Below are 10,223 nucleotides of genomic sequence, written 5' to 3'. Positions count from 1 at the left end.
TCCACCGCCGGTTCGCTGCTCGAGGTCCCGGACGACCTGGTGCGCCTGTCCGTCGGCATCGAGGACGCCGCCGACCTCGTGGGCGACATCGAGCAGGCGCTGAAGTAGGCGGCTCCGCCGCCCGTGCGCCTTTTTGGTAGCTGGAACAACCAGAAAGGCGCACGGGCCGAAGGCCTTATGCTGGCCCGCGTGGAGCCTGTCACGCTGGATCAGATCAGAGCGGCCCGGACGCTGCTGGACCCCGTCATGCGCCGGACGCCGGTGATCGCGTCCCGGGCGCTGTCGGAACGATGCGGGCACGTCGTGTCTTTGAAATGCGAAAACCTGCAGCGCACGGGATCGTTCAAACCGCGTGGAGCGTACAACCGGATCGCGAATCTGTCGGCCGCGGAACGTGCCTGTGGGGTGGTGGCGGCCAGCGCAGGCAATCACGCGCAGGGCGTGGCCTGGGCCGCCACGGAGCTGGGCATCCCGTCCACCGTCTTCATGCCGACCGGCGCTCCCCTCCCGAAACTCGTCGCGACCAAGGCGTACGGCGCCACCGTCCATCTCACCGGCGAGACGGTCGACGACGCGCTGGTCGCGGCGAGGGCGTTCGCGGACGAGACCGGCGCCGTCCTCATCCACCCGTTCGATCACGCCGACATCGTCGCGGGGCAGGGGACCGTCGGGCTCGAGATCCTCGAGCAGGAACCCGACGTCGGAACCGTCGTCGTCCCCACCGGGGGCGGTGGCCTGATCGCGGGCATCGCCGCGGCGGTGAAGGCCACCCGCCCCGACGTGCGGATCGTCGGCGTCCAGGCCGAGCAGGCGGCCGCGTGGCCGCGGTCGCTGGCGGAGGGCCGCCCGATTCCGCTGGAGACCATGTCGACGATGGCCGACGGCATCGCGGTCGGCAGACCCGGGGACGTGCCGTTCGCGCATGTCGGCACGCAGGTCGACGCCATCGTCACGGTCAGCGAGGACGCCCTGTCCAGGGCGCTGCTGTTGTGCCTCGAGCGCGCGAAGCTCATCGTGGAGCCGGCGGGTGCTGCGGCGGTGGCCGCACTGATCAGCTGCGATACGGACGAGCTGGGACTCACCGGGACGGTGTGCGCGGTGCTCTCCGGCGGCAACATCGACCCGTTGCTGCTCACCCACGTCGTCAATCACGGTCTCCGAGCGGCGGGACGGTATCTCGGTGTGCACGTGACCATCCCGGACCGGCCGGGTGGTCTCGTGAGCCTGCTCGGTGTGATCAGCGGCAACGGCGCCAGCGTCGTGGACGTCGTCCATTCCCGCACCGGCGGCGCGCTCGCGCTCGACGAGGTCGAGGTGTTCCTCACCGTCGAGACCCGCGGGCCCGGTCACCGGCAGGATCTTCTCGACGCCCTCCGCGACGCCCGGTACTCCGTCCGACTGCAGGAATAGCCGGATCTAGTTCGGCCACCCGCCGAGGGTGATCACCCGGAACTCCTGGTCCACCAGCCGGGCGGGTAGTTCGAGGTTGGTGAGCCAGTCGACGGCGCCGCCGCCCATCCCCACCGCCGCAGCACTCGACGCGTGCGCGGTGGTGCACGACGCGGCCACCACGGACACGGTGCGCCACAACGAGATCGAGTCGGGGTGCAGCGGTTTGACGGTGCTGGCGGTCGCGACGGCCGCACCCGACGGGATCGACACCTGGCAGGTGGGGTCGCCGGGCAGGTCCTGGACCTGGACCTGCCAGCCGCCGGGCGGTGTGGTCCCGGCGGTGGCGATGTCGCCGCCGAGGGCCACCAGCACGCCGCACCCGAGCAGCTCGGCCGTCGTCGACGCACAGTGATCTGCCGAACTCGCCCGCGCGGTCGCCGTCAGGTCGAGTTCCACTCCGGCGGGAAGCGTGACCTCCGTGCCGTCGACGGTGATCGACCGCCACGCGTACGGGGCGGGGGACGAGGCTGTGGGGTCGAGTGCTCCTTCTGTGGTGCGCGCCGCGGCGAGGGCGTCGGCGAGGAACCGGGCGAACATCGGTGTGACCGTGTTCCGGCCCTCGCCGAGCGAGTGGATCTCGGCGTCCGCGCGGTCCCGGTTGACGGCGGCGTCGGCGGCGGCGAGGTAGCCGCGGATCAGGTTCGATGCCGAACTCAGCGCGTCCGGGTCGGTGACGACGATGCGGGCGTGCACACCCCAGGTGGACCATTCGGTTGCGCTGCGCGCACTGGTCATCGGTGGATCTCCGGTTGTTTCAGGAACCGCTGGACAGGGCGTCCGGTGCGCCGAATCCAGCCGAGACGAGGGGCGCTGCCACCGTCGAATCGGGGGTCGCGGGGTCGGCGGCGACTGCCGCCATACCACCACCTGCGACGAGTCCGGCGATTCCGGCTGCTGCCAAGACGCGGCGAACGGGAAGCAGGCGGGTGATCCGTCGGTCTTCACTCATGCCGACCAGCTTCCCCGACGAACCTTAGAACAACCTGGGAAGAATCTGTCTCTCCTCCCTCAGTGCGCAGTCGGTTCCGAAGGCGTGAATCGCCCGGGTGCCGCTATCCCGCAGGTCACAGTGGGAAACCGAGCAATCCCGCAGAATCGCCTCGCACCTGCTGTGCCCCGTCGTAACGTGAACTCACTCGGTTAGGTGCACCGAGGAGGAGGAGCGCACGTATGTCAGTTGATGCAGCGGCGATCATCGTGGCGATCACCACCGCAGCGGGGGCCATCGTTCAGGGAGCGGACATACCGCAGCCGGTGAAAGATCAAGCAGCCGAAGCAATTCAGGTGGTCCAGCAGGCTTCACCCGACGTTCAGAAACAAGTTGACAACGCGATATCGTCCCTCCCCGAGCCGGCCCGCGCACAGGCCGAGCAGATGGTTACCCAGGCTTCGGATGTGGTGAAGCAGGCAACCGACCCCTACATTCCGCCGCCGCCCGCCCTCGAAGCGGCACCGCCGCCCGCCCCGGTCGCACCGTTGGTGCTCCCGGACACACCACTCGACCAGCCTCCCGCGCTGAGTGCGCCCGACGTCGGAACGGCGATCGGGGGTCTGGCCGCCCTACCTGGCGTCCCGGCGCTCATCAGTGGTCTCGGATCGCTGATCCCGTCCGTCCCCGCCGGGTTTCCCGGTGTCTCGCTCGCGCCGGTCGGCGCCATCGCCGTCTTCGCGCCGTGGATCCGCAAGGCCGGGTCGCTGTGCGAGGGCATCAAGCCGCCGACACTGGCGGCCCTGTACTCGGTCGAGAACGGCTTCCGCTACGGTGCCACGTCGCCCGTGTCCCGGGCAGGCGCCCGCGGGCCCGGGCAATTCATGCCCGCGGCCTGGGCCAAGTACGGCAAGGACGCCGACGGCGACGGCAAGGTCGACATCAACGGCGTCGCCGACCCGATGATGGCGTCCGGCCAGATGCTGTGCGACCTGTTCGGGCAGATCGACGGCTGGAAGAAGGAGGGAGTCGTCAAGGGCGACACCCTCGACCTCACGATCGCCGCCTACAACGCGGGCGCGGGCGCGGTCCGGTCGGCCGGTGGCATGCCCGCCGGGAAGTTCGATTACGAGCACGAAACCCAGCCGTACGTCGCACGGATCCGTTCGCTCGAGGACTCGTTCGCGCGGATGCTGTCACCGTTCTTCTACGGCGCCGCAGCCGGCGACACGAGCCGTGTCGTCGAGGCGGCCATGCGGTTCATCGGACTGCCCTACGTGTGGGGCGGCGGCAACATCAACGGGCCGTCCGGTGGCGGGTTCGACTGCTCCGGTCTGACGTCGTTCGCCGTGTACGCCGCCACCGGCATCAAGCTGCCCCGTACGTCGGAGACACAGTGGGGTGTCGGCGTCGAGGTGCCGCTGTCCGAGGCCAGGCCCGGGGATCTGCTGTTCGGCAACTGGCAGTCGGGTGGGCCGGGGCACGTAGCGATCTACGTCGGTAACGGCTTGATGCTGCACGCGCCGACCACCGGGGACGTCGTGCGCATCGGACCCGTGTTCGCCGACATGAAGGCCCGCAGGCTCTTCTGAGAACCGTGGGACGGATCAACGCACAAAACTCCGGCCCGGGCGCTGGGCCCGGACCGGAGTTTTCGGCGGTGGATCCGAGATCAGCTGTGGTAGGGCTCCGCGCTGACGAGCGTCACCTTCATGCTGCTGCCGTTGGGCAGCGTGTATTCGCGGGTCTCGCCGACCTTCGCCTCGAGCAGTGCGCCACCCAGCGGGGAGTTGGGGGAGTAGACCTCGAGCTTGTTGTCGCGGGCACCCTCTTCGCGGGTGGCGATCAGGAACGTCTCGGTGTCCTTCTCGTCGCCGTCGTAGTAGACCTTCACCACGGAACCGGGCAGTGCGACACCGGACTGGGTGGGGGCCTCGCCGACCTTCGCGCTGTTCAGGAGTTCCTGAAGCTGGCGGATGCGCGCCTCCTGCTGACCCTGCTCTTCGCGGGCTGCGTGGTAGCCGCCGTTCTCCTTCAGATCGCCCTCTTCGCGACGCTCGTTGATCTCGGCGGCGATGACCGGACGATTGGCAATGAGCTGGTCGAGTTCGCTCTTGAGCCTGTCATGTGACTCCTGGGTCAGCCAGGTCACCTGGGTCTCGGTCATCTCGATCACTCCCTCGTAGTTGGAGCCGCCGGGCTCCCTCGACAGACCACTGCAACAGCAGTGATCAACGGCTCGGCGGATTCGAGGGCCTTAGCCGTTCGGGTTCCGCCTTGCCGCCAATGCAGCAATACACGGTTCCAAACGGAACCGTGTATCAGGCGATTCTAGCACGATCGGAGAGTGCAACCCCCGAATAATCCGAACGGTCGCTCGGGTTCGGGGGTGTCAGCCGCCGGTGAGATAGGCGGGAACGTCCAGGCTGCAGCCGTAGATGTCGCCCATGGCGGGCGGTCGCGACGTGTAGACGGGTGCGGTGACCTTCACCGTCTGATCCTCGCCGCCGGCGATGAAGACCTCCCGGCGGCCGGTTTCGGAACCGTCCTTGGAGCGGGATCGGACGATGCAGACCGCGTCCCGGGACGGATCCTCGCGTGTGACGGTGAACGTGATGTCGAGTTGCGAATCACTCACCAGATCGAACGACGTGGCTTCACTGTCGATCTCGGAGACGGCGAACTTGTCGTATGCGACGAACGCCACGATCACGCCGACCACTACGACTGCTGCGGACAGCGCCCACACGAGCCAGCGCTTCGAACGCGCGGGCTTTGCCGCGGCTGTGTATCGGCCGGGGGGAAGCGTTCTCGTCATCTCTCAACTCTCGTACCGCTCCGGTTCCCTGTAACTCACAGCACTCGAGCGGGGGCACGGCTGCAAGCGGAACTCTCGGGTGGAACTATAGAGGACGTGCGTCAGTGCGCCGCCAGCGATGGCGGGGGCGAGAGCGCGCGACACGGACAAGCCGGCAACGGCTACTGGCGAAGTTGAGGTGAACGAATACGTGAGCGGATTCCGGCTCATGGCCGTCCATGCCCATCCCGACGACGAGTCGAGCAAGGGCGCCGCGACGACGGCCCGTTACGCCGCAGAGGGCAACGAAGTGAAGGTCGTGACGTTGACCGGTGGTGAACGTGGCGACATCCTCAACCCCGCGATGGACGTGCCCGGGGTGCGGGACCGCATCCACGAGGTGCGCATCGAGGAGATGGCCGAGGCGGCGCGCATCCTCGGCGTTCAGCATCAGTGGCTGGGATTCGTCGACTCCGGTCTGCCGGAGGGCGACCCGAAGCCGCCGCTGCCGGAGGGATGCTTCGCGCTCGTTCCGCTAGAGGAGTCGACCGAGGTGCTGGTGCGCGCGATCCGCGAATTCCGCCCGCACGTGATGACCACGTACGACGAGAACGGTGGCTACCCGCACCCCGATCACATCCGGTGCCACGAGGTGTCGATGGCCGCGTACGAGGCAGCCGCCGACCCCGCGCAGTTCCCGGACGCCGGCGAACCGTGGCAGGTGCAGAAGGTCTACTACTCGCACGGCTTCATCCGGAAGCGCCTGCTGCAGTTCCAGGAGGAGTACGACCGCCGCGGCGAAGAGTTCCCGATGGCCGAGTGGCTCAAGAAGTGGAAGACCGAGCAGGGTGACCTGATGGCGCGCGTCACCACCCAGATCACGTGCGGCGACTACTTCCCGAAGCGGGACGACGCGTTGCGGGCCCACGCCACCCAGATCGACCCGAACGGCTCGTTCTTCGCGGTTCCGCTCGAGATCCAGCAGAAGATCTGGCCCACCGAGGAATTCGAGCTGGCGAAGACGCGGGTCACCACCTCCATCCCGGAGAACGATCTGTTCGCGGGCATCGACGAGGACGGCCGGCTGTGAATGTGTTGACGGCCGGCATCGTGACCGGCGCGGCAGACATCTTGGCGCAGACGCCGAGCACGCCGTCCGGCCCCGAGTTCGGCAAGGCGTCGCCGATCGGCCTCGTGGTGATTCTCGCGCTGCTCGCGGGTGTGGTGCTGCTGGTGCGGTCGATGAACAAGAAGCTCAAGAATCTGCCCGAGACGTTCGAGCCGGAGCATCCCGAACCCGACCAGGAAGCGGACGAGGGCACCGACCGCGGTGCGATTCACGGCGGCAGCGCGAGCACCACCGAACCGCCGAAGCCCACGGACACCCCACCGAACCTGCAGAAGTAGTCGAACGGGAGCTGGAGATGGACCCACGCGCGCGCAACACACTCGGTGGGTCCACCAGCCCCTATCTCCGACAGCACGCCGACAACCCCGTGCACTGGCAGCAGTGGGGTCCGGAGGCCACCGCGTGGGCGCGGGAGCGGGACGTCCCGATCCTGTTGTCGATCGGGTATTCGGCGTGCCATTGGTGCCACGTGATGGCCCACGAGTCCTTCGAGGACGAGGCGGTGGCGTCGCTGATGAACGAGCATTTCGTCTGCGTCAAGGTCGACCGCGAGGAGCGACCCGACCTCGACGCGGTGTACATGAACGCCACGGTCGCGATGACCGGTCAGGGCGGCTGGCCGATGACGTGCTTTCTCACCCCGGACGGCGCCCCCTTCTACTGCGGCACGTATTACCCGGCGGAGCCGCGTGGCGGCATGCCGTCGTTCACCCAGCTGCTCGATGCCATCGCCGACACGTGGCGTGACCGCCGCAATGACGTCGACGAGGCGGCCGCCTCGGTGGTCGCAGAGCTGCGACGCGGCGCCGGCGGCATCCCCGAGGGCGACGTCCGGGTCGACGCGGCTCTGCTGGACGCCGCCGCCGGGAGCGTGTGCGGCGACGAGGACGCCGAGCGCGGCGGATTCGGGGGCGCCCCCAAGTTCCCGCCGTCCGCGCTGATGGAGGGCTTGCTCCGCACGTACGAGCGCTCCGGCGACGACGCCGTGCTCGGCGTGGTGCAGCGCACGGCGTCGTCGATGGCCCGCGGCGGCATCTACGACCAGCTCGGCGGTGGATTCGCCCGCTACTCGGTCGACGCCGCATGGGTGGTGCCGCACTTCGAGAAGATGCTCTACGACAACGCCCAGCTGTTGCGCGCGTACGCGCACCTGGGCCGCCGCACCGGCTCGGACCTGGCCGTCCGGGTCGCGAAGGAGACCGTCGAGTTCCTGCTGCGCGATCTGCGCACCGCGAACGGGTCGTTCGCGTCGGCCCTCGACGCCGACACCCAGGGCGTGGAGGGGCTCACGTATGTGTGGACCCCGCAACAGCTGGCCGACCTCCTCGGGCCCGACGACGGGCAGTGGGCGGCGGACGTGTTCGCGGTGACTCCCGCCGGGACGTTCGAGGCCGGCGCGTCCGTCCTGCAGCTCCCGCGCGACCCGGACGACCGGGACCGCTGGCGACGGGTGCGGGACGCGCTCCTCGCGCAGCGGGCGACCCTGCCGCAGCCCGGACGCGACGACAAGGTCGTCACCGCCTGGAACGGCCTCGCGATCACCGCACTCGCCGAGGCGGGCGCGGGACTCGGCAGGCCGGAATGGGTGGACGCCGCCGCGGAGTGCGCGCGAGCGGTCCTCGGACTGCACGTCGTCGACGGGCGCCTGCGGAGGGCGTCCCTGGGAACCTCCGTCGGCGAATCTGCCGGCGTGCTCGAGGACTACGCGTGCCTGGCGACGGGACTCCTCGCGCTGTACCAGGCGACCGGCGACCCCGACTGGTCGACGCACGCGCAGGCGCTGCTGGACCGCGCGCTGATCCACTTCGCCGACGCCCAGCGGCCCGGCAGCTGGTTCGACACCGCGGACGACGCCGAGACGCTGGTGACTCGACCCCGGGATCCCGTCGACGGAGCGACGCCGTCCGGAGCGTCGTGCCTGGCCGAGGCGCTGCTCACCGCGGCCGCGGTGGCCGACCCGGAGGCGTCGGGACGGTACGCGGCCGCTGCCGCCCACTCGCTCGACCGGGTCGCGCTGCTCCTGCAGCGTGCACCGCGATCCGCCGGGCACTGGCTCGCCGTGGCCGAGGCGTCGGTGCGTGGCCCGATCCAGGTGGCGGTGGCCACCGACGGCGACCCCGCGCTGCTCGCGCAGGCCCGCAGACTCGCCCCCGGCGGCGCCGTCGTGGTCGGGGGCGAACCGGACTCGTCACCCCTGCTCGCCGACCGGCCGTTGGTCGGGGGAACGTCGGCGGCGTACGTGTGCCGCGGGTTCGTCTGCGACCGCCCGGTGTCGACGGCCGAGGACCTCGCCGACGCGTTGAGCCGGTAACCGGCCTGCTACCGGAACACCACCAGCCACACTGCGATGTAGTGGCACAGCGCCGCGACGACGGTGGCGGCGTGGAAGAACTCGTGATGGCCGAACGTCGTCGGCCACGGGTTGGGCCACTTGGTGGCGTAGAGGATCGCGCCGACCGAATACAGGATGCCGCCGATCAGGAGCAGCAGCATCGGGAGAACGCCGACCTCGCGTGTCAGTTCGGGTGCGACCGGGACGATCGCCCAGCCGAGCAGCAGGTACAGCGGCACACCCACCCATCGCGGCGCCGTCGGCCACAGCATCTTCAGCGCGACCCCGGCGAGCGCACCCGCCCACACGACGATCAGCAGCGTCCGGCCGGTGCCGGACGGAAGCCCGAGTACCGCGAACGGGGTGTAGCTGCCGGCGATGAACAGGAAGATCATCGAATGGTCCGCGCGTTTCATCCAGGTGCGCGCCGACACGGTGTTCCAGTGGATGCGGTGATAGGTGGCGCTGACCCCGAAGACACCGCACACCGTCAGGCTGTAGACGGCGGTCGCGAGGGCCGCCTGTCCGGACACCCGGAGGCCCGCGAGTGTGACGAGGACGAGGCCGGCGATCACGGAGACGCCGAACGCCCACAGGTGGATCCACCCTCGCATTCGGGGCTTGACGGGTAGTTCGTCGAGGCCGAAAGCGGTCACTGAACACCTCTTCTCGCTGTGCGTGGCACTAACCTACGGAACCGTAGGTTAGCTCGTGGTGTGAGCGTACCCGTCGGTAGCAGTAAGTCGCGCGCTGTGTGACGGCCGTCGCGGATCACCTTCGGCTGCGGCGTAGTCTTGCCTGTCATGGTGATCTCCAGGTGAGTGCGCGAGGACTGCTGTACAGCATCTACGAGCGTCGGCTACTGAAGCGGCTCGACGGACTACAGCACCCTCGGCACATTGCCGTGATGTGCGACGGCAACCGGCGGTGGGCCCGGGAGAACGGCTTCGAGGACGTCAGCCACGGCCACCGCATGGGCGCCCTCAAGATCTCCGAGTTGCTCGGCTGGTGCGACGCCGCGGGCATCGAGATGGCCACCATCTACCTGCTGTCCACCGAGAATCTGCGCCGCGACCCCGAGGAACTCGACACCCTGCTCGAGATCATCACGGACGTCGTCGAGGAGATCTCCGGCCCGGACAAGAACTGGAGCGTCAAGATCGTCGGCGCACTCGACCTCCTGCCCGCCGCGCAGTCGCGCCGGCTGCGCGACGCGGCCGCCGGAACCGAGGGCCGCACCGGCACCCACGTCAACGTCGCCATCGGCTACGGCGGTCGGCAGGAGATCGCCGACGCCGTCCAGTCGCTACTGAGCGAGAAGCTCCTCGCGGGACTGGCGGGGGACGAACTCGTGAAATCGATCACGATCGACGGCATCGACGGCCACCTCTACACGTCCGGCCAGCCCGACCCCGACCTCGTGATCCGCACGTCGGGGGAGCAGCGGCTGTCGGGGTTCCTGCTGTGGCAGAGCGCGTACTCCGAGATCTGGTTCACAGAGGCGTACTGGCCCGAGTTCCGCCGCGTCGACTTCCTCCGCGCGCTGCGCGACTACGCCGCCCGGCATCGCAGGTTCGGCGTCTGA

Annotated in this window: 12 protein-coding genes; 7 read left to right on the top strand and 5 right to left on the bottom strand. The window is 69.1% G+C overall.

Translation table 11 applies throughout. The features are described 5' to 3' along the window. Together ACFTWF_RS40570 and ilvA are read left to right on the top strand one after the other, a co-directional pair. Window positions 1-108, top strand: a 108-nt coding sequence (locus ACFTWF_RS40570; RefSeq protein WP_378466724.1) for a PLP-dependent transferase, incomplete at its 5' end; no start/stop codon positions are given. A 69-nt stretch (window positions 109-177) separates the two neighbouring features. Beyond that, window positions 178-1,410: a threonine ammonia-lyase gene (gene ilvA, locus ACFTWF_RS40565; protein WP_378466721.1), complete on the top strand. Its 1,233-nt coding sequence runs from the start codon at window positions 178-180 to the stop codon at window positions 1,408-1,410. Between the two features lie 6 nt (window positions 1,411-1,416). On the opposite strand, the gene ACFTWF_RS40560 is transcribed toward ilvA, so the two are convergent. Beyond that, window positions 1,417-2,187 (bottom strand): FAD:protein FMN transferase, encoded by a 771-nt coding sequence (locus ACFTWF_RS40560; RefSeq protein WP_378466720.1) that lies wholly within the window; start codon window positions 2,185-2,187, stop codon window positions 1,417-1,419. A gap of 19 nt (window positions 2,188-2,206) precedes the next feature. Then, a complete protein-coding gene (locus ACFTWF_RS40555; protein WP_378466719.1) occupies window positions 2,207-2,401 on the bottom strand; it encodes a hypothetical protein in 195 nt (64 codons plus the stop codon). Between the two features lie 221 nt (window positions 2,402-2,622). Between ACFTWF_RS40555 and ACFTWF_RS40550 the strand changes: the two genes are divergently transcribed. Next, entirely contained in the window at window positions 2,623-3,972 is a 1,350-nt protein-coding gene (locus tag ACFTWF_RS40550; protein WP_378466718.1) for an NlpC/P60 family protein, read from the top strand. Between the two features lie 80 nt (window positions 3,973-4,052). Here the strand turns inward: ACFTWF_RS40550 and greA are convergent, their stop codons facing one another. Both greA and ACFTWF_RS40540 read right to left on the bottom strand, forming a co-directional pair. Beyond that, the gene (gene greA / locus ACFTWF_RS40545) at window positions 4,053-4,547 is read right to left on the bottom strand and encodes a transcription elongation factor GreA (protein WP_005238978.1); all 495 of its coding nucleotides are present in this window, start codon (window positions 4,545-4,547) and stop codon (window positions 4,053-4,055) included. A 225-nt stretch (window positions 4,548-4,772) separates the two neighbouring features. Continuing rightward, window positions 4,773-5,198, bottom strand: coding sequence for a DUF4307 domain-containing protein (locus tag ACFTWF_RS40540; protein ID WP_378466717.1), 426 nt, complete (start codon window positions 5,196-5,198; stop codon window positions 4,773-4,775). A 190-nt stretch (window positions 5,199-5,388) separates the two neighbouring features. Between ACFTWF_RS40540 and mca the strand changes: the two genes are divergently transcribed. The 3 genes from mca to ACFTWF_RS40525 are packed head-to-tail and all read left to right on the top strand — an operon-like array spanning window position 5,389 to window position 8,617. Next, the gene (gene mca, locus ACFTWF_RS40535) at window positions 5,389-6,267 is read left to right on the top strand and encodes a mycothiol conjugate amidase Mca (RefSeq protein WP_378466723.1); all 879 of its coding nucleotides are present in this window, start codon (window positions 5,389-5,391) and stop codon (window positions 6,265-6,267) included. Further along, on the top strand, window positions 6,264-6,584 hold the full coding sequence (locus ACFTWF_RS40530; protein ID WP_378466716.1) for a hypothetical protein: 321 nt from the start codon (window positions 6,264-6,266) through the stop codon (window positions 6,582-6,584). The genes mca and ACFTWF_RS40530 overlap by 4 nt, the downstream gene beginning before the upstream one ends. A gap of 17 nt (window positions 6,585-6,601) precedes the next feature. After that, entirely contained in the window at window positions 6,602-8,617 is a 2,016-nt protein-coding gene (locus tag ACFTWF_RS40525) for a thioredoxin domain-containing protein (protein ID WP_378466715.1), read from the top strand. An 8-nt stretch (window positions 8,618-8,625) separates the two neighbouring features. On the opposite strand, the gene ACFTWF_RS40520 is transcribed toward ACFTWF_RS40525, so the two are convergent. After that, window positions 8,626-9,294 carry a hemolysin III family protein gene (locus ACFTWF_RS40520; RefSeq protein ID WP_378466714.1) on the bottom strand — a complete coding sequence of 223 codons (669 nt, stop codon included), beginning with the start codon at window positions 9,292-9,294 and terminating at the stop codon, window positions 8,626-8,628. 161 nt (window positions 9,295-9,455) lie between these two features. On the opposite strand from ACFTWF_RS40520, the gene ACFTWF_RS40515 reads away from it, so the two are divergent. Beyond that, window positions 9,456-10,223 (top strand): isoprenyl transferase, encoded by a 768-nt coding sequence (locus ACFTWF_RS40515; RefSeq protein ID WP_378466713.1) that lies wholly within the window; start codon window positions 9,456-9,458, stop codon window positions 10,221-10,223.

Source organism: Rhodococcus sp. NPDC056960 (assembly GCF_042674125.1).
GTDB lineage: Bacteria > Actinomycetota > Actinomycetes > Mycobacteriales > Mycobacteriaceae > Rhodococcus_F.
Note: the sequence above shows the minus strand (reverse complement) of the source record. Positions and strands in the feature narration are given on the sequence as shown.

What these genes read in the sequence shown, in the direction of transcription:
- ilvA (WP_378466721.1), top strand. Translation starts at nt 178, where the DNA reads ATGCTGGCCCGCGTGGAGCCTGTCACGCTGGATCAGATCAGAGCGGCC.
- ACFTWF_RS40555 (WP_378466719.1), bottom strand. Translation starts at nt 2,401, where the DNA reads ATGAGTGAAGACCGACGGATCACCCGCCTGCTTCCCGTTCGCCGCGTC.
- ACFTWF_RS40560 (WP_378466720.1), bottom strand. Translation starts at nt 2,187, where the DNA reads ATGACCAGTGCGCGCAGCGCAACCGAATGGTCCACCTGGGGTGTGCAC.
- greA (WP_005238978.1), bottom strand. Translation starts at nt 4,547, where the DNA reads ATGACCGAGACCCAGGTGACCTGGCTGACCCAGGAGTCACATGACAGG.
- ACFTWF_RS40540 (WP_378466717.1), bottom strand. Translation starts at nt 5,198, where the DNA reads ATGACGAGAACGCTTCCCCCCGGCCGATACACAGCCGCGGCAAAGCCC.
- ACFTWF_RS40525 (WP_378466715.1), top strand. Translation starts at nt 6,602, where the DNA reads ATGGACCCACGCGCGCGCAACACACTCGGTGGGTCCACCAGCCCCTAT.
- ACFTWF_RS40550 (WP_378466718.1), top strand. Translation starts at nt 2,623, where the DNA reads ATGTCAGTTGATGCAGCGGCGATCATCGTGGCGATCACCACCGCAGCG.